At 30.9% G+C, this 18,324-nt stretch carries 20 protein-coding genes and 1 pseudogene; 7 read left to right on the top strand and 14 right to left on the bottom strand.

Going from position 1 to position 18,324, the window contains the following annotated elements:
• Positions 1-25: 25 nt before the first annotated feature.
• From DS830_RS07985 to pepT, 5 genes are all read left to right on the top strand, one after another.
• Positions 26-451 carry an Hsp20/alpha crystallin family protein gene (locus tag DS830_RS07985; RefSeq protein ID WP_118908941.1) on the top strand — a complete coding sequence of 142 codons (426 nt, stop codon included), beginning with the start codon at positions 26-28 and terminating at the stop codon, positions 449-451.
• Between the two features lie 141 nt (positions 452-592).
• Positions 593-1,555: an NAD(P)-dependent oxidoreductase gene (locus tag DS830_RS07980; RefSeq protein WP_118908940.1), complete on the top strand. Its 963-nt coding sequence runs from the start codon at positions 593-595 to the stop codon at positions 1,553-1,555.
• 210 nt (positions 1,556-1,765) lie between these two features.
• On the top strand, positions 1,766-2,815 hold the full coding sequence (locus DS830_RS09015) for a peptide ABC transporter substrate-binding protein (protein ID WP_276102927.1): 1,050 nt from the start codon (positions 1,766-1,768) through the stop codon (positions 2,813-2,815).
• A 34-nt stretch (positions 2,816-2,849) separates the two neighbouring features.
• Positions 2,850-3,386 (top strand): ABC transporter substrate-binding protein, encoded by a 537-nt coding sequence (locus tag DS830_RS09010; protein WP_276102925.1) that lies wholly within the window; start codon positions 2,850-2,852, stop codon positions 3,384-3,386.
• A 13-nt stretch (positions 3,387-3,399) separates the two neighbouring features.
• Positions 3,400-4,638 (top strand): peptidase T, encoded by a 1,239-nt coding sequence (gene pepT, locus DS830_RS07970; protein WP_118908939.1) that lies wholly within the window; start codon positions 3,400-3,402, stop codon positions 4,636-4,638.
• Between the two features lie 156 nt (positions 4,639-4,794).
• Here the strand turns inward: pepT and DS830_RS07965 are convergent, their stop codons facing one another.
• The 7 genes from DS830_RS07965 to DS830_RS07935 all read right to left on the bottom strand — a co-directional run bounded on the left by DS830_RS07965 (position 4,795) and on the right by DS830_RS07935 (position 11,600).
• Positions 4,795-5,364: an LOG family protein gene (locus DS830_RS07965; protein ID WP_118908938.1), complete on the bottom strand. Its 570-nt coding sequence runs from the start codon at positions 5,362-5,364 to the stop codon at positions 4,795-4,797.
• Between the two features lie 101 nt (positions 5,365-5,465).
• Entirely contained in the window at positions 5,466-6,380 is a 915-nt protein-coding gene (locus tag DS830_RS07960) for an ROK family protein (RefSeq protein ID WP_118908937.1), read from the bottom strand.
• Positions 6,381-7,361: 981 nt separating this feature from the next.
• Complete coding sequence (locus DS830_RS07955) at positions 7,362-7,955, bottom strand: ECF transporter S component (protein WP_118908936.1); 594 nt, start codon at positions 7,953-7,955, stop codon at positions 7,362-7,364.
• A 9-nt stretch (positions 7,956-7,964) separates the two neighbouring features.
• On the bottom strand, positions 7,965-8,690 hold the full coding sequence (locus tag DS830_RS07950; protein WP_162887561.1) for a type I pantothenate kinase: 726 nt from the start codon (positions 8,688-8,690) through the stop codon (positions 7,965-7,967).
• A gap of 88 nt (positions 8,691-8,778) precedes the next feature.
• Positions 8,779-9,717, bottom strand: a complete 939-nt coding sequence (locus tag DS830_RS07945) for a nitronate monooxygenase (RefSeq protein ID WP_118908934.1) — start codon at positions 9,715-9,717, stop codon at positions 8,779-8,781.
• A 222-nt stretch (positions 9,718-9,939) separates the two neighbouring features.
• Entirely contained in the window at positions 9,940-10,356 is a 417-nt protein-coding gene (locus tag DS830_RS07940) for a MaoC family dehydratase (RefSeq protein ID WP_118908933.1), read from the bottom strand.
• A 32-nt stretch (positions 10,357-10,388) separates the two neighbouring features.
• Positions 10,389-11,600, bottom strand: a complete 1,212-nt coding sequence (locus DS830_RS07935; protein ID WP_118908932.1) for a CaiB/BaiF CoA transferase family protein — start codon at positions 11,598-11,600, stop codon at positions 10,389-10,391.
• Positions 11,601-11,891: 291 nt separating this feature from the next.
• On the opposite strand from DS830_RS07935, the gene DS830_RS07930 reads away from it, so the two are divergent.
• Together DS830_RS07930 and DS830_RS07925 are read left to right on the top strand one after the other, a co-directional pair.
• Positions 11,892-12,818, top strand: a complete 927-nt coding sequence (locus DS830_RS07930) for a LysR family transcriptional regulator (RefSeq protein WP_118908931.1) — start codon at positions 11,892-11,894, stop codon at positions 12,816-12,818.
• A 262-nt stretch (positions 12,819-13,080) separates the two neighbouring features.
• Positions 13,081-13,455 carry an IS30 family transposase gene (locus tag DS830_RS07925; RefSeq protein ID WP_118908930.1) on the top strand — a complete coding sequence of 125 codons (375 nt, stop codon included), beginning with the start codon at positions 13,081-13,083 and terminating at the stop codon, positions 13,453-13,455.
• A gap of 437 nt (positions 13,456-13,892) precedes the next feature.
• On the opposite strand, the gene DS830_RS07920 is transcribed toward DS830_RS07925, so the two are convergent.
• The 7 genes and pseudogenes from DS830_RS07920 to DS830_RS07890 all read right to left on the bottom strand — a co-directional run bounded on the left by DS830_RS07920 (position 13,893) and on the right by DS830_RS07890 (position 18,156).
• Positions 13,893-14,732 (bottom strand): Nif3-like dinuclear metal center hexameric protein, encoded by an 840-nt coding sequence (locus tag DS830_RS07920; RefSeq protein WP_118908929.1) that lies wholly within the window; start codon positions 14,730-14,732, stop codon positions 13,893-13,895.
• Positions 14,729-15,172, bottom strand: a complete 444-nt coding sequence (locus DS830_RS07915; protein ID WP_118908928.1) for a PRD domain-containing protein — start codon at positions 15,170-15,172, stop codon at positions 14,729-14,731. The genes DS830_RS07920 and DS830_RS07915 overlap by 4 nt, the downstream gene beginning before the upstream one ends.
• Before the next feature lie 12 nt (positions 15,173-15,184).
• Positions 15,185-15,609: pseudogene (locus tag DS830_RS07910) on the bottom strand (CAT RNA binding domain-containing protein); the annotation flags it as partial.
• Between the two features lie 31 nt (positions 15,610-15,640).
• Positions 15,641-16,057: a PTS sugar transporter subunit IIA gene (locus tag DS830_RS07905; protein ID WP_162887559.1), complete on the bottom strand. Its 417-nt coding sequence runs from the start codon at positions 16,055-16,057 to the stop codon at positions 15,641-15,643.
• 20 nt (positions 16,058-16,077) lie between these two features.
• Entirely contained in the window at positions 16,078-16,881 is an 804-nt protein-coding gene (locus DS830_RS07900) for a PTS system mannose/fructose/sorbose family transporter subunit IID (protein WP_118908925.1), read from the bottom strand.
• Complete coding sequence (locus tag DS830_RS07895; RefSeq protein ID WP_118908924.1) at positions 16,874-17,665, bottom strand: PTS mannose/fructose/sorbose/N-acetylgalactosamine transporter subunit IIC; 792 nt, start codon at positions 17,663-17,665, stop codon at positions 16,874-16,876. Before DS830_RS07895 ends, DS830_RS07900 begins: the two co-directional genes overlap by 8 nt.
• A 5-nt stretch (positions 17,666-17,670) precedes the next feature.
• Entirely contained in the window at positions 17,671-18,156 is a 486-nt protein-coding gene (locus DS830_RS07890; RefSeq protein WP_118908923.1) for a PTS sugar transporter subunit IIB, read from the bottom strand.
• Between the last annotated feature and the right edge of the window lie 168 nt (positions 18,157-18,324).

Raw genomic sequence — 18,324 nt, 5'->3', positions numbered from 1 at the left:
CAAGAAAGAAAGGAAGTAAGCAGTTATGGCAAACAATTTAATGGATCGTCACAATGATATGTTTGATATGTTTAATAATATGGATCACTGGTTCAATAATTGGGGTCCAGATTTTCCAGCTGCTAATATGAAAACTGATGTTTCTGAATCTCCAAAAGCTTATGAAGTTGTAATTGACCTCCCCGCTATGGATAAAAAAGATATCTCCATCACTTATGATCATGATATTTTGACAGTATCAGCTCACCGTCATTCATTGAATCACGCAAGTGACAAAGATGGTAATCTGATTATGAATGAACGTTCATACGGACGATTTAGCCGGCAATATCGACTCCCAGATGTTGATCGTGAACAGATTTCTGCTAAGTATGAGGATGGAACTTTAAAAATCAACTTACCAAAAGCTCACGATTTACCAAATAATAACCATAAAATTCAAATTAATTAAGCAAAACTAAAAAACGCTAGCTGCATTGGCAACTAGCGTTTTTTAGTTAAAAGATTTATTTGATTATTCCTCTGTTAGTGATAGCCAAATTAATTGCGAAGATAAAAATAAAAAGATAAGCTTATTTAGAGGTGACTTTTAATGAATATTTTGATAGCAGCACCAAACGCTAATTTTGATATAAGCAAAATTAAACAGCTGATTAATCATGATGACAATTTTTATAATGATCAGATTTATTATTCAAATGACTTGCTCACAGCAAAAGATTTAAAAATAATTGACATTGTTGTTGGTAATGATCAAAATTTGGTGGATACAATTTTAGCTCAATCCACATCACAACTCCGTTGGGTGCAAGCTTTATCTGCTGGAATTGACTATCTGCCCTTACAAAAATTAAGACAAAAAAACATTTTATTAACTACTCTCAAAGGATTACACGCGGAACCAATAGCAGAAACAATTTTAGGTATGATTTTAAATAATTATCGGGCCTTAAATTTTGCTGTCCAAAACCAAAAATGGCAAAAACCGCAACATGTTTCAAAAATGATAAAAAATAAAAAAGTAGTTATCTTTGGCACAGGTAATATTGGCAGTAGAACGGCTCAATTATTACAAGTCTTTACTAACCAAATTATTGGAATTAATCATAGCGGTCATCCAGCAACTAATTTTTCTCAAACTTTTAGTACCGATACTTCTACAAAAATAGCCAGTACTGCGGATATTATTATTAACACTATGCCTTTAACACCAACTACTAAAAATTTTTTCAATACTAAATTTTTCAACCAATTAAAACAACAACCCTTATTTATTAGCGTTGGTCGTGGACCCAGCACTAATACCCAAGACTTAATTACTGCCTTAAAACAGCATCAATTAAGTGGTGCAGCTCTTGATGTCACAGATCCTGAACCTTTACCTAATGATAATCCATTATGGGCAATGAATAATGTTTTAATCACACCACATATCTCAGGAATCTATTCTGAATATACGGAAGAAGCCATCCACTTATTCAGCAAAAATTTGCAACAATTTAAGAAAAATGGAACAGTTTTAATTAATCGAGCAGATTTAAACAAAGGATATTAACAGAATGATTCTTTTCATAAGCAATAAACTAAAATTATTAAAAACACTCTCATAGGTGGAATTTGAGGGTGTTTTCAATTTAAAACAATAAAAAATTTAAGCTAATAACAAAACATTGACATTGCTTAATTTATATCATATGATTCTAATCATAATTTAATTTTAAATTTACATACACTATATAATATTATGTTTTTAAGGAAGGTATACATGAAATTATTTAGAAAATTATCAGTAATTTTAATAATAACTATAATTAGTGGAGGCTTTACTTTTTCAAAACCAGTGCAAGCAGCTAGTAAGCAAGAGCTAAATTGGACAGAAAATGTAGAAATTTCTTCCATTGATAATGCCCAGGCTACTGACACCTTAAGTTTTAATGTGTTATTAAATACTCAAGAAAACTTATACCGTTTGGACAAAAAAGGAAAACCTCAGCCTGCCTTAGCTGAAAAAACCACAATATCTAAAGATGGTAAAACCTATACTTTTAAGATACGCCCTAATGCCAAATGGTCAAATGGTGATCCAATTACGGCCAAAGACTTTGTTTATTCTTGGAAAAGAGTTGTAAACCCTAAAACAGGAGCTCAAAATGCTTTTAACTTTTTCCAAATAAAAAATGCAAAAGAGATTAATTCTGGAAAAATGGCGCTTAATAAATTAGGTGTATCAGCTCCGGATAATTATACATTTGTAGTTAATCTAGCTAGACCTGTATCTTATTTTAAAACTTTGATATCATGGCCACTATTCGCTCCAGAAAACAAAAAAATTGTTGAGAAATATGGTAAAGCTTATGGAACCACTGCTAATAAAACAGTTTCTAGTGGCCCTTTCGTCCTTAAAGGTTGGGATGGTGCTAATGGCTCTTGGTCGTTAGTGAAAAATCCATATTACTGGGATAAAAAACATGTCCATTTAAATAAAATTAACGAAAGTGTTGTCAAAGATTCTCAAACCGGTTTAAACCTTTATCAAAACAAAAAAGTACAAGAAACTGTTCTTGTAGGAGAACAAGTTCCACAATTCAAAGGGCAAAAAGATCTTATTTTTCGCCACGCTTCTAGTGGTATTAGAATGGATCTTAACCAAGAAAAAATCAAAGCGTTTAAGAACCGAAACGTTCGTCGAGCTTTATCATTAGCTATTAATCGTAAGCAATTGACTAAAAGAGTTCTTCAAGATGGCTCTTTAGAGCCTAAAGGCTTTGTTCCTGTTGGATTAGCAAGATCCATCTACTGGAAAAGACTTCGCTAAACAAACAGAAGTTAAAGCTGCAGTAACTAAAAATATGCCTCTAGCTAAAAAATTATTAGCTAAAGGATTAAAAGCTACTAACACTAAGAAACTAGACTTAGAACTTATGGTTGATGATAGTCCAAACACAAAAAAGACTGGAGAATTTGTTCAAGGCCAATTAGAGCAGTTACCAAAAGTTAAAGTTCATATCAAGAGCTTACCAAAAGTTCAGAGGATAACAAAAGAAGGAAAAAGTGATTTTGACATGGTAATAGCTACTTGGACATCAACTTTTTCCGATCCCATTAACTTTTTAGACGTTTGGGAATCAGACTCCACGTATAATAATTCTAAGTGGCGTAATAAAAAATTTGATAATTATACTGAATTATCTGAAAACAGGTATGCTACTAATCCTGCTCAAAGATGGACACAATTACAAAAAGCCGAGCATGAATTAATGAATGACCAAGGAACTATTCCACTTTATCAAGTAACCCAAGCACAATTATTAGACACAAAAGTTAAAGGAATTATTTATAATGGCTCCGGAGTCCCTTACGATTGGAAATATGCATATATTAAATAATGAGGTTTGCTAAATGAAATATAAAATAGATAATAATAATTTGTTAAATAACTTTTTAATTTATGCCAAAATAAATACTAGATCTAATCCAAATAATTCAAAACAAATTCCCTCCACAAATTGTCAACTAGATTTAATAAAAATATTAAAGCAGCAGTTGGAAGAGTTGAATTTGCAAGAAGTAAAAGTTAATCCTAAAAATAGTTATTTAACTGCTCTTTTACCTAGCAACACGGATGAAGCACGTCCTACTATTGGTTTTATTGCGCACTTGGATACTGCAGACTTTGAATCAGAAAATGTTAATCCTCAAGTTCACTACAATTACGATGGTAAACCTATTAAATTCGACAACGGTTTAGAATTAACTACCACTGAATTTCCTAACTTAAAAAAATTTATAGGCCAAACGTTAATTACTACCGATGGAAAAACTTTATTAGGTGTTGATGATAAAGCTGGAATTGCATCTATTATAAGTGCTATTACCTATCTATTAAATCACCCAGAAATAAGCCATGGACCAATTAAAATTGGCTTTGGTCCTGATGAAGAGATTGGTCAAGGAGCTAAACACTTTGATATTTCCGATTTTCAAGCGGATTTTGCATATACATTGGACAACGGTGATATTGGAGATATTGAATACGAAACTTTTAATGCAGCACAAGCAGTTATTACTATTCAGGGAAAAAGCGTACATCCTGGACAAGCAAAAGAGGGCGGACTAGTTAATGCTATTACTATTGGTGAAAAAATAGACTCAATAATTCCTCAATTTGAACGGGCAGAATTCACTGATAATCGTGAAGGATATTATTTAATGCTTAATTTTGATGCTAAAATTGAAAGTGCTGAGTTGACCTATATTATTCGTGATTTTGATCATAATAATTTCGAAAAACGTAAACAACTTATTCGCAATATAGTTAATCTACTTAATCAACAATTAGATCGACCAAGAATAAATCTCCAAATAGAAGATGAATATTACAACATGGCAGATATTATCAAAAAGAATCCATACACCATCGATTTAGCAAAACAAGCTTTAATAAATTTGGGAATTACTCCAACAATCAAAGCATTCCGTGGAGGTACTGATGGCTCATTGATTACTTATCAAGGAATGCCAACTCCAAACCTATTTAATGGTGGTGATAATTTTCATGGTCCATATGAATTTGTGACCGTAGAAGCTATGCAAGCAGTAGCAGCTACTATTATTGAAATTAGTCATATATCCAAATAGAATACAATAAATACTTATGTAAAACACACCTATTGACAGAAATTCAATAGGTGTGTTTTACTATTTCTAAATTTTTAACAAATTTAAATTAAAGATCCTACATAATTAAGTACGTGAAAAATAATAAGAATATAAATTATATATAATAATTAACTTTTATTTTGGATAAGTCCTTATTTGGGGCGGTATATAAGTCTCCATAAAAGCAAAAATTTCGTCTAAAGAATCAGAAAATAATAATTTTTCAAAGTCAGCAGTTGTTAAAAATCCTTTAGCAACCATCTGTTCAAACATTTGTTGCAAAGTATTATAGTATCCAGCTACATTATATAAAACGCAGGGTTTCGTATAATCTCCTAAACGTGTCCATGAAAAAGATTGGGAAATCTCTTCTAAAGTTCCTGGACCACCTGGCAAAGCGATGCAACCATCTGATAAATCCATCATTTGCTGTTTGCGTTCTGACATATCAGCTACTACCTGTAAATTAGTTAATTCTGATAACGCCGCGCCACGTTCGACTAGCTCTTTGGTCATAATACCATAAACTTGACCATCTGCTTGCAAAACTGTTTTTGCTAATAAACCCATAAGTCCAACACCACCGCCACCATATACTAATGCCAAATTATGTTCGACTAAATAATGAGCTAATTCGATAGTCGCTTGCTGAAATCTTGTATCATTTCCTGATGCTGCACCACAATAAACTGCAATTTTTTTCATATATTTCCCTCTATTAATTGTGTAAGTTGTGACTATTATATTACTTTATTTAAACAAAATCTTTTCTTAAATATTCTATAATTCCCTGTTCCAAGCAAAATTCATTTTTTTAGAACTTTATTTTGCAAAATCAAATTATACAAAGCACCATATAAGTTAGAATTATTATGAAAATGAGTGGCCATAATTTCAACAGGTTCTAGTTGTTCTGCAATCAAAGGAATGCGTTCATTAATGCTTAAATAAGCGTTTTGAATTCCTTGGATTAATAACGGCTGCGCACTAATTCCACCACCAATAGCAATCCGTTGAACATCAATTACGGTTTGTAAATTTAAAATAATCGTTGCGATTGCATCACAGTACTCATTAAAAATTGGCATTATGCGTTCATCATGAGCCTTTACTGCTTCAAATACTGTCAGACCATCTTGTTGATTAGATAACTGCAATTTGTGTGCACAGCGTTCAATCATTGCCACTGCAGAGCCATGATATCCCGCAATTTGTGAGACTTTATTTGCATAAGGCGATAAAATCATGTAACTCACTTCACCAGCTTGCCAATGTGCTCCCCGCAACAATTGACCATCTACAATAATTCCCCCGCCGATTCCAGTTCCAAGAACTAAAACAGCACCAGTATTAATATTGTGCAAAGTACCTAACCATAATTCTGCCAAAGCAGCGGCTTTTCCATCGTTTTCCACTGCTACTGGACAATTATATTTAGTCTGCAATTGCTCTTTAAAATTAACCCCATCCAAAAAAGGCAACGCGCCACCGCCATAGATACAACCACTTTGTGGGTCTACTTTTCCAGGGGCACTAATCGCAATTCCAGCAAGATTATCTGCAACAGTAGCTATCAATTTATTTATCATAGTCATAAAAGCAGGCAAATCACTTTTTGGAGTTTTAATGTGATCATGTTGCAACATTTCTCCGCGGATATTTAAAATGCCATATTTAATATTGGTACCGCCAATATCAATACTTAAATAGTTCTTTGTCACAATTTTCACCATCCATAACAACTTTTAAATCTAATATTCCTATAATAACGCATGTAAGATAGTATGCAAAAACAATTATATAAATAAAGCAGTATCATTAATAGACACTTTGAAATTAAATTAGAATTGGATAATAATATAGGAATTCAACTTCAAAATTGCTTAAAACGATCAAATAAATATTCTGATGTTAAAGCAACGATTAAGAAAATTTTTTATCAAGATAACGATGAAACATATGATTAACGAAGAATACATGAATCATTACTCGATTAAGTTTATATAATTATTCACTACAAACTGTATGTAAATTTATGAATCAATTGGGGCTAAAACTCACCTTTAAAGTAAACAGACCATATGCTAGTTTGTATGACAGAACATATGGACCGATTAAAAAAATATTTTAGAACAGCAATTGATAAGACTCGACTTTATCACGTTTTATACGCCTATATTAATAAATATAGATTTACTTTGGTAAAAGTTCATATTTCTATAGTCATTGATGAAGCTTCATAGTAAAACATTGGCTTATTCTACAAACCATTCTATAAAATAGAAATTGTTTATATTATATTTAATAAATTAATACAAAAATCGTCTGTTAATATAAATTCAATTCTGCATTCAGATGGAAGATTTCAATATCACAATTACATTTACCTAGCTTATACAAGTTAATGTTACTAAAAGTATATTGTGAAGGGTAAATATCATGACAATATACTGAGGTAAACCATCTTTAATTTAATAAAGTAATGAAACTGAAGCAAATTCAATAGATTCTTTAGCTCAGCAGTAGCAAGTATTAAGAGAACATGTAATCAAGTTCGAAACGCCAATAAACTAAAAGACTTAACTCCAATCAAATACTGGAATCAAGTCTTAGCATCTAAATAAATTTAAAAAAGTTTAACTTTTCTATTGCATTCATAATTAGTTAATCTTAACGTTTTTTTATAATTTTCTAAAAAATATTTAATTATCTAAAAACTTATTTGCACGTAACACTGCCAAATAAATCATGGGCACAATAATTATAGCTGCAATTAATTCTGGAATGCCATTAGTAGCCACTACGGTCATAATGACTCCATTTAAAGCTCCTGAAGTCACTTTATAAGCGCTCGCCATGGCGCCAGCAAACATTAAGCGCATCAAGCCTAAAACGGTGATTGTATTGGTTAAAGAACCAATCGCTGCCGCTAAAGCCATGCGTACTGTTTGCGATTTGATTTTGTTTTTAGTGCTGCGATAAATAATCCCCGCTAAATAGCCCACCAAAATCCGTGGTAATACTGCAATGATTGGATTAGTGAAGACCATTGTATCCAAAGGACTCGTTGGCGCGCTATAAGCGCGAATCATCGTCCCTAATCCCCAAATTAAGCCCACTAATGCGCCATCTCCAGGTCCTAAAACAATTGCCGCTACAATTACGGTTAAATGAATAATCGTTACATTGACTAATCCTAAAGGAATAAAACCCAGAAAGGGAGTCATTGATTGAACTAAAATAATCGCTATTAAAATAGCCCGAATTGCTAGTTTATATGCTTTATGTTTTCTCATTTTTTTACCTTAGTCGTCAATTGATAACTTATTACAATACGTTATCATGTTTTGTTTACATCGATGTTGAATTTTAATTATTTGATGATTTTTATTTAAGTACAAAACAGTATCAGCATACTTTTTAGTAGGAATTATATTTTGCTGATAATTAGGAATGTTTATTTGTGACCAAGCATTATCAATTTCTGATTTAAATTGTTGGAATTTATTACCGTATATTTTATTGCATCGCTGTAAATACCATTCGAAAACAGTCGGATTAACTGCATCCAAAAAAATACTATAATTAATAATATTACGTAAGGGTAATTGCAAAGAAATAATACCTTCAATAATTAGAATATCGGGTTGAGAAATATTTTTGCAATATTTGAAATTAATATCGTTAATTTGATGATCATATACAGGCAAGTCGATTTTGTTATCATTATTTATACTACTAATAAATCTATCTATTAAGCTTTTATCATAACTTTCAGGAAAGCCTTTACGATCAAAAAGATGCTTTTGCTTTAAATAAGTATTTGCATATAAAAAACAATCAGTACAAACTAATTGTATTTTTAAATTAGATAAGTGCTTATTTAAATATTGGTATAATTTATTAGCAAAAGTGGATTTGCCCACAGCAATATTACCAGAAATTCCAATAACTATTGGTTTAAATTCTGTGTAATAATTATTTGTTAAAGCAAGCAATTTATTAAAAAAATCAGCTTCTGTATTTAACATAATTTCCATTCCTTTAAAGATGATTACTATAAAAACCAAAGCTGAGACAAATATCTGTCTCAGCCTTGTTGAGTGTTAATTATATTGTTTAAAATAAAGGCGATTGAACTTTATTTGCGACTGCATTGGCATCATTAAATAAATCTTCAATAATTTCTCTGCAAGTTTTAGCTTCCTTAATCATCCCTGAAATTTGGCCGGCCATTAAAGAACCAGTTTCTACATCATCATCAAAAACTGCTTTCTTTAAGCCACCAACTGCAATAGTTTCTAACTCTTCACGGTTCTGGGCGTTTCTTTCTAATTCACTAAATTTCAAAGTCATTTTATTTTTTAAGGATCTTACTGGAGCGCCTAAAGACAAGCCAGTAATAATTGTGGAAGTATCTGTTGCTTCAATAATTGCTTGGCGCCATTTAGGTCCGACAGGACTTTCTTTGGCTATTGAGAATAATGTTCCCAATTGCACTCCTTCTGCGCCATCGACAAAGGCATCAACAATTCCACGTCCATCTGCAATCCCACCTGCAGCAATTACTGGAATAGAAACTGCATCACTTACTTGAGGCCATAATACTTGAGAAGTTAATTGCCCAATATGACCACCTGCTTCCATTCCTTCGGCAACTACCGCGTCAACACCCAATTGTTCCATTTTAACTGCTAATTCAACATTGGGAATGACTGGAATAACTTTGATACCATTAGCCTTCATAACTGGCATTAATTTTTTAGGTGTTCCTGCACCCGTCGTAATAATAGGAACTTGTTCTTCAACAATTACTTGAGCAATCTTAGGAGAATTAGGATCCATTAACATAAGATTGACGCCAAAATTGTTATCAGTTAATTGACGAGCTTCGTGAATTTGTTCCCGCACTTCGTCAGGAGTTTTACCACCTGCAGCAATAATTCCCAAACCTCCAGCATTTGAAACAGCTGCTGCTAGTTGGGCGGTAGCTAATTGAGCCATGTCTCCTTGAATAATAGGATATTTAGTACCTAAAAGTTGATTAACTCGATTAATTATATATCGTTTCCTCTCTAATTAAATATTCACTATAATAAAAAAACTACATTTATTACTTATCGACAATTATGATCTATATAGTTATTAAATAAAAAACATTCCCAATTACAATTATTATCTTCGATACTATATGTGAAAAAATCTATAAATGTTTTGATGAATAAATTAAAGTTGAACTGCATCCTAAATTCACTCCTATAGATATAATTACATATCTGCTTAAGCTTCAGGAATAACTGTCGCTTCACCCTCGATTACTAACTCATCATTTTGGTTATAAACATTAGTTGCAATTTTAACCATAGTGAATTTTTTCTTGTCTATAACATCTTTAACTTCACATTTTACTGTAATGACATCATCATAATAAACAGGTTTAACAAAGCGCAAATTTTGATCTAGAATAACACCACTACCATCACCCATATCAACTAATGGCTTATTAATATAAATTGCTGATAGCATTCCATGAGCAACTCTTTGGCCAAAACGAGAAGTTTTAGCAAATTCTTCATCTAAATGTAATGGATTATGATCACCTGATAAATCAGCAAATTGATGAATTTTTTCACTATCAATTTTTACACTGTAATCCTTTGATTTTTTGCCTAAAAATAAACCTTTTTCTTCTGTCATAATTATATCCTCCTAATAATTAATAACTTTCTTTAAATTGTTTTATTTTCTCTTAATTTCATAATCATAGCATCATCATAACCAATCGACTTCAAAACTGTTTCCGTATCACAACCAATCTTTGGTGCATCTTGCCATTTATGTGGATGTTGTCCAGTTACATGAATTGGTTGACGTGCTACTTTAACAGTTTTACCTGTCTTAAAAGTAAAATCTTCAATATAGCCATTTTCTAAAGCCTGTGGATCAGTATTGACATCTTTAAAATGTGGCATAATATCATGCGTTATATCTAATTCTGTAAGTTTTTGACTAATTTCATCAGCTGTAAATTTACCAAAAGCCTCTTCTAAAATTCGAATCATTTCTTTACGATTCTTATTCAGATTGTTATACGTATTAAATCTCGGATCATCAGGAATCTCTGATAAATTCAAAGCATTGCATAAAGATTTAAAATATTTATCATAATCCAAAATAGTTAACATAATCCATTTATGGTCTTGTGATTGATAAGAGGTAAACAATGGAGAGTTATCTTCACGCTTCATTGGATAGGTAGCATGGAATCCAGGAGCTTTTTGTGCTGATCCTATTAAAATACCGTTATACCAAATACTTGTTCCATATAAGGAAACTGCTACACGTGATCCTTCACCTTGGCGTTGTTGCTTGACAAGTGCTGCACAAACAGCACCAAATAATGCTGTACCCGTAGATATATCTCCAAAACCATAAGGAGCATTAATTGGATAATCTCCTTCTGTACCAGCATCTTGCAAAAAACCAGATCGTGTCCAAAATGCTACAGAATCAAAACCAGGTGCATCCTTTAATGGTCCTTTATCCCCATAACCTAAAATTTGACCATAAACTAATTCCGGATATTTGCTTTTTATAGAATTATAATCAAGGCCCATCTTTTTTAGAGATTTAGTACGATTATTAGTAATAAACACGTCCGCTTGACTTAATAATTTATGCATAACCTCCAAACCTTCAGAAGTTTTTAAATTAAGTACTATTTTCTTTTTTCCTCCGTTATAGCATTGAAAAGCACTACTTTCTTCAGGTCCATCATCGATCTTACAAGTGGCATTTAGATATCTAATAACGTCACCCTTGGGTGTTTCAATCTTTATAACATCAGCTCCTAAATCTGCTAACATTTCTGCAGCTACTGGAGCAGCAATATAAGTTGATAAATCCACAACTTTCAAGCCATTCAATAAATCATAATACATTGTAAATCCTCCTAACGTTCAATAATTCAATTATCGCTTTGCTTGTTACATATTGAGCATATCATCGATTGTGAATAATACCACTTAATAAAACTGATATTGGCATAAGAAAAAATAATAGCGTTATCAAAAATATTGAAGCAATAACATTTAAACTTTAATTGTTAATTAAATCCTCTTGTCAAAAATAATTTTAAAGTTCATATTAAGATTATGAAATTATTAACAATATCTGAAATAAAATTATTATTAACAGAAAATAAAATCTATTTCAAGTTGGGAGGCTGACTCATGAATATAGAACATTTAAGATATTATGTAGAAATTGTTAAATCCAACTATAACTTAACCGTTGCTGCAAAAAAATTATATATTAGTCAATCGGCATTAAGCCAGTTAATTAATCATTATGAAAATTTAATCAATGTCCCCTTTTTTAAACGTAATAAGGGACATCTTGTGGGTTTAACGCCAGCAGGAAAATATATTTTTCAAAAATCCCAGTCTATTATTAATATTTATGAAGAAACCAAAAAAACTTTGCAAAATGTTTATGCAACTAACAAGCAAATAACTATTGGTATACCTATTTTAGCTTTACAATTAGTTTATGAAAAGTTTTTCCAAAAATTACAATTAGAATATCAAAATTTGAAGATTTCTATTATTGAAAGCAATAGTCAAAAAGCATTATACATGCTCAATAATGGTGAGATAGATATTGCAATTAGCACAGAAAATCCAAACACTTGCAATGATTTATTTTCTAAAAAAATATTCGATAGTGATCTTGTTGTAATAATGGATCGTAATCACCCTTTAGCTAAAAATAAATTTATAACTGCTAAAGATTTATTTATATATCCTCTAGCATCTTTAAATAATTCTTACGACATTAATAAATTAATTATTAAAAAATTTAAATCTATAAAATCCACACCTGTATTTACATTTCAATCATCTGATCTGAATTTATTAATTTCTACTTGTAAAAACCAAAAAACTTTAGCCATATTACCTACACTGGCCTATTCTCATGTAAACAAAAATGAATATTGTTACAAATTAATGAAACCTGATATCAGATTTTCTATATATATTTCAATATTGAAGAAATATAAACGCTTTGATGCAAAAAATTTTCAAATTTTTATAGATATGTGTAAATATGCTGAAAACTTCAAAGAAAAAAATAAAGAATATGATATTTATACGTGATTTTTTTAAATTGCTCTATATTTATCTAGTAATTTAATTATATTAGTTACGCAGATTCTCAAATTAATCCAAACAACAGGATGCCAAACAGAAAAGAAAGCATTGTGGGCGCAAAACTATTCTAAATGCGTCTCTTAAGCAATTGATTGAAAACCATTTGCGCTTAACCTGTCCTACTCATGCAATTGCTGCTAAATTTAAGGTAGCAACAGCTTCAATTTATGCTTGGTTGCATCAAGGTCAATTGGACTTTGATTGTTAAATTTACCAGATCGTAATCGCCGTCGTAAACGCAGCCAAGAGACTCCAGAGCAAAGTGGAGATAAGTATTGAACAACGTCCTAAAGCAATTAATCAACGCCAAGAGTTTGGTCATTGGGAAGTGGATACTGTTTTATCTAGTCAAGGGCAAAGCAAAGCTTGTTTGGTTACCTCTGTGAAACGACACAGTCACTTATTTTGTGTGATGAAAACTCCAGATCGGACAGCTCAGTTCTTAAATCAAACCTTTGAGCGCTTTGGTAGCGTGGTTCAAAGCATTACTGTTGATCATGACAAAGAGTTTGTCCAGTATCAAGAATTAGAACAGCGTTATGGGCTAACCACTTATTTCTGTCGTCCCTATTCACCTTGGTAACGGGGCAGCAATGAGTATTTTAATCGAAAGCTACACTGGTTTTTTCCAAGAAAAATAACTTTAAGCTATGGGGAGATATGGAGATGATTAATAAGCGACCTTTAAAATTGCACCATTATCACACTGTCATTGAAATTTTTAGAACTTGCTCGGATTAAACTTGCAATCTGTCTTTAATAATAATTTAAAATTAAAGCACTATACTTGCAAATATGTATTTATAAATTTGATATTTTAAATACGTTTTTCACTTAGAACTCTAATTAATCCAAAAACATAAAAATAAGCGCCTAGGCATAGAGCCCTTGGCGCAAAAATTATTATAAAGTAGATATTTAAACGATTCATAAATGTTTTATTAAGGTATAACAAAAACATCTTAAAATACTATTGGATCTGTATCAAAATTTGATAAAAATCATATATTTTATTTATTATTACTTGACTAGATAATGATACATATCTCCTGATTGCACAAAATTACAATTTATTTCTTGGGGTAATAAGTATTCCAAATGCTTAACAAAATACTTCATCCCTATTTCTTCAGTATTAAAATGTCCTGCTGTAATTATTGCACGACTTTTACCTGCTTGTGCAGCATCACGAATATATTCACTTAGTGTAAAGTCAACTACTTCCATAGCGACAAACAAGTTTATATCCTTTTTCTCAGTATCTGTTATATATCCTTTGGCATCTCCTAAAATATGGTGTGGGATACAAACATTCTTCACTTTACTATTAGGACTTCCAATTATCTTAATTCCTTCAATGTTGAGAACATTCATCATTTTTTTAGCGATTTCCATAACCGTCGTTTCTGGTATTTGAAAAGTCCGAACTTTTTCAATATTGCCTTTTAAATAGCTTCCCCATCCCATTGCTTGAGCAAAAGCATAAAAAATACCATCTTGATATAATCCATCTTTTATCGGAATTCCTGAATGAATAAAGTCATGATTACGCCATACAGTTATATTATGTTTATTTAATAAATCTTTTTTATATTGATAAACTCGATTATTAGAATTTTGTAACCAATCTTGATGATCTTCATGATTCCAAAAAAGCGCTTCATGCGAAATAATTAAATTAGCATTTAAATCTATTGCCCTTTTTATTACATTTATTGAAGCCCACTGACTAGTAACAACTCCCGTACAATCCTGATTAATATCGCCATATAAAACTTGATCTCTGGTAACAGTGCCAATATCATCAGATGGTCCTTTATAAAATTTCTTTATTATCTCAATAATTTCAGAGATTTTCATTTGTTTTTGTCCTTTCTAATATCCAATTGTTTAGCTACTTGTTGAATGTGCATAATTAAATAGATTTCTTCAGACTTTGATAATTTATAATAATATTTTGAAAGTAATAATGTAGATATTTGATCACAAATTTTGGAAATTTGTGGAAATTGGCGACGTAAACTATCATTTAGCTTTTTATCATCGTGATTGTCTTGGAAGTGTTGTTGCTTACGTATACGATTCAATAAAAAGTTTAGATGTGTTATTAATCTATCTAATTTAATATTCGCATGTTGATCTTTAATTTGTAAATTATTCAAAATTATTTTGATTATTTGATTAATAGATTGATTATCTTTAATCTCTATATTATTTATTCTATTTTCTGAATTAAGAGATAGTTCATTTTCAATAAAATGAATTGCTAAAAAACCAGCCTCATTTATAGAAAAAGACACTGCAAGAGCTTTGTTAACTATTTGTAAACACTCTTTTGCTACTGTATATTCTAGATAATATTTTTTTTAATTTCATTAAGCATACCTATGTTATAAAATGAATTATTGATTCGTTTAGCGGCAAAGTATAAATGATCAGCTAACGATATAATTAAAAAAGGATTAAATTCGACTTGAAGTTTGCTGGAAGCATAATCCACTATTTTTTTAGAAAGTTCAAAATATAGTATAGGTATTTCATTTGTTAGATTAATAAAAGATTGTAGCCATTCTGAAGTAGTATTTTGAACAAAAATTTTATCTTGATTAGCAGGATTAATTTGGTCACCACTTTTTTTTTGGAATCCTACTCCTTTTCCCCAAAGAATTTTTTCAGTATGATTATTATCGTCTATTGCTAAAACTATATTATTATTAAATACTCTGGCTATTCGCATAATTGTACACCTACATTACCAAAAATAACTTTTACTCATCATCTTCAGAATTAGGAGAATTATAAGTGTTCATTAAAATTATTTGTTCTTTAGCTTCAGACACTACTTTTTGAACTTGATTCAATGTTAGATATTCATAAGGAGACAACAAAATAGATAAAGCCAAAGGCAAATTAACTCCTGTAATAACAAAAGTATTATTGTCTACGAATTTTAAAATATGTTGATTAACACTCCCACCTAATAAATCAGTTAAAATAAAAATTTGATCATTATTATTTTTAAATTCCACTATTTTCTTTTTTATAATTTCATCAGGAAATTGATTATCATCATGTTCATAAGCTGGAATTGCCGTAATCTGATCGTTCATATTTGTAAAAAAATTTAAACTATCTTGTAAACCTAATGCTAATTTTTTATGTGTAACAATTATAATTCTTTTCATATTTACCCACATCTTTGTTATTATGCTTTAAATAAGCCAACTGCAGCACCAGCCATAGAAATTATAATAATTCCTACAATTAGCCAGCCCATTTTGGCTTTTTTGTTTTTTAACAATAAATACAATATCAAAACTACTATTGCTGGTAATAAGGACGGACACAATTTATTTAAAATATCTTGCAAATTAACCTTGACTCCCGAACGAACAAATTGCCATCCCACGTTAACTTTAACAGTAGTAGAAATAATAGATCCAATAACAGTAATACCCAAAATAGAAATTGCATCAGTAAAAGATTTAAGACTATCACCCAAATTACTAATTAAATTAGTTCCTGATTTATAACCTATAATATATAGATATGGTCGGGTAAACGACATTAATAACCATAGAAATAAAAACAAAAATAAACCTGTTGGATCACCTTTTTGCCCCATTGAACCAGCAATAGCTCCTAAAATAGTTGGAATCATAACCCAAATAATCGTATCTCCGATACCGGATAATGGCCCCATTAGACCTACCTTTAAGTTTTGTACTGCTTCTAAAGACTGAATACCATTTTTTTCTTCCATTGCTAAAGTAGCACCTGTAATTAAAGGAGAGAGCCATGGATTACAATTATAAAATTTAAAATGATTATTTAGTGATTGCACTAAATCATCATCTTTTTTATAAATTTTGCGTAATGCTGGAAACATTTCCCAAACCAAGCCTGATGCTGTACCGGTATCATAATTATAAGTACTGACACCAATGTAGTGACGCAAAGCTGTTTTAATTAAATCTCGTTTGTTTAATTTCCCTAAAGGTTCACTCATCTTCCATATCCTCCTTATTTAAATTTGCCATTGTTGCAGTTACATTGGTATTATGTGTATTTTCATTTTTAAATTGATTAACTGCAGCTGCACATCCTAATAAAGCAACCCCTAAAACTGGCATCTTTAAAAATGCCGACAATACAAAACCTATTATTATCCAATAACCATATCTTTTCATAGGCATATAAACCAATAACATAGCTATACCAACTGCAGGTAACATGCCTCCAGCCACATTGAGTCCAACTGTAAACCATTGAGGCATAAAGTTTAAAATAGATTCCACTACAGTTTTACCAAATACAACTGCTAAAAATACTGGAAGAGCAGCTTCCAAAGGATACATAAAAGTCGCTATCGGAATCATTTTTTGCATTTTACCAAATTGCTTACGATTAGCAAATGTTTGCGCTTTTTTAGCAATCGCCGAATTAATTAACTTAACAATAACATCCAGATTCATTGTTAGCATACCTACAGGAAGGCCTATTGCCATACCAGCTGCTATACCTTTACCTGTAGTAACTGATATTGCAGCTGATATAATTGCAGCAACAATATAATCTGGCATAGAAGAACCACCAATATTTGCAACACCTAAAGACATTAATTGTAGAGTAGCTCCTACCATTAAACCAGTCTTAACATCTCCTAAGATCATACCTGTGATAGCTCCATAAAGAATAGGCATTTTCCCAAAGAATTGTGTTGCATGTCGATCAAGATTGTATATATAGGCCAAAAGTGTAATACTACTAGCTTGTAAAAATGACATTCCCATATTATTTACCTCTCTTCATCAATCTTAGAAAAAATATCTATTTGTTTATCATTAGTTGTATAGGCTGAAACAATTTCTGTATTGTTACGATAAATATTTTTATAAATTTCAATTTCTGTTGGTTTAATGTATGCTCTATTAGATATTTTTATACTGTTTGGATAAGTAATAGTTCCACCTAAAATCAATTTATTAATTTTTTCTCCTAATTTTATTAATTCTAAAAATATTTGAGGTGTCTTAGAAAGAATATACACACGCTGTCGATCATATTTATGATTAGAGAAATTTTTTAATGCTGTTTCTTTATTTATAATAGAAACTGCTACACAACTGGGTCTTCCTAATTTCATCGCTTCCTTTAAATTAGCATTGTTAGCCACATCATCATCAATAACCATGACTCTAGTTGCATTAGACTCGGGAACCCATGTTGTTGCTACAATACCGTGAAGTAATCGGTTATCTATTCGTGCTCCAACTATTGTCATTGTTTTACCCCCTATTTAAAATTTAAGGATAAAAAAAACCAAAACATTTTGGACACTGTGTGTCCTTCTGTTTTGGTTTTGCTCGCTGTATGCGATTACAATCCTTATATCTTCATTATACGTATCTAATATTTTTTGTCAAACTTTATATTTTAGCAAAGCAAATTA

The sequence above is a fragment of the Bombilactobacillus bombi genome (genome assembly GCF_003522965.1).
Classification (GTDB): Bacteria; Bacillota; Bacilli; order Lactobacillales; family Lactobacillaceae; genus Bombilactobacillus; species Bombilactobacillus bombi.
Note: the sequence above shows the minus strand (reverse complement) of the source record. Positions and strands in the feature narration are given on the sequence as shown.

Coding starts and splice junctions, on each gene's coding strand:
- DS830_RS07985 (WP_118908941.1), top strand. CDS start 26: ATGGCAAACAATTTAATGGATCGTCACAATGATATGTTTGATATGTTT.
- DS830_RS07980 (WP_118908940.1), top strand. CDS start 593: ATGAATATTTTGATAGCAGCACCAAACGCTAATTTTGATATAAGCAAA.
- DS830_RS09015 (WP_276102927.1), top strand. CDS start 1,766: ATGAAATTATTTAGAAAATTATCAGTAATTTTAATAATAACTATAATT.
- DS830_RS09010 (WP_276102925.1), top strand. CDS start 2,850: ATGCCTCTAGCTAAAAAATTATTAGCTAAAGGATTAAAAGCTACTAAC.
- pepT (WP_118908939.1), top strand. CDS start 3,400: ATGAAATATAAAATAGATAATAATAATTTGTTAAATAACTTTTTAATT.
- DS830_RS07965 (WP_118908938.1), bottom strand. CDS start 5,364: ATGAAAAAAATTGCAGTTTATTGTGGTGCAGCATCAGGAAATGATACA.
- DS830_RS07955 (WP_118908936.1), bottom strand. CDS start 7,955: ATGAGAAAACATAAAGCATATAAACTAGCAATTCGGGCTATTTTAATA.
- DS830_RS07950 (WP_162887561.1), bottom strand. CDS start 8,690: ATGTTAAATACAGAAGCTGATTTTTTTAATAAATTGCTTGCTTTAACA.
- DS830_RS07940 (WP_118908933.1), bottom strand. CDS start 10,356: ATGACAGAAGAAAAAGGTTTATTTTTAGGCAAAAAATCAAAGGATTAC.
- DS830_RS07935 (WP_118908932.1), bottom strand. CDS start 11,600: ATGTATTATGATTTATTGAATGGCTTGAAAGTTGTGGATTTATCAACT.
- DS830_RS07930 (WP_118908931.1), top strand. CDS start 11,892: ATGAATATAGAACATTTAAGATATTATGTAGAAATTGTTAAATCCAAC.
- DS830_RS07920 (WP_118908929.1), bottom strand. CDS start 14,732: ATGAAAATCTCTGAAATTATTGAGATAATAAAGAAATTTTATAAAGGA.
- DS830_RS07905 (WP_162887559.1), bottom strand. CDS start 16,057: ATGAAAAGAATTATAATTGTTACACATAAAAAATTAGCATTAGGTTTA.
- DS830_RS07900 (WP_118908925.1), bottom strand. CDS start 16,881: ATGAGTGAACCTTTAGGGAAATTAAACAAACGAGATTTAATTAAAACA.
- DS830_RS07895 (WP_118908924.1), bottom strand. CDS start 17,665: ATGGGAATGTCATTTTTACAAGCTAGTAGTATTACACTTTTGGCCTAT.
- DS830_RS07890 (WP_118908923.1), bottom strand. CDS start 18,156: ATGACAATAGTTGGAGCACGAATAGATAACCGATTACTTCACGGTATT.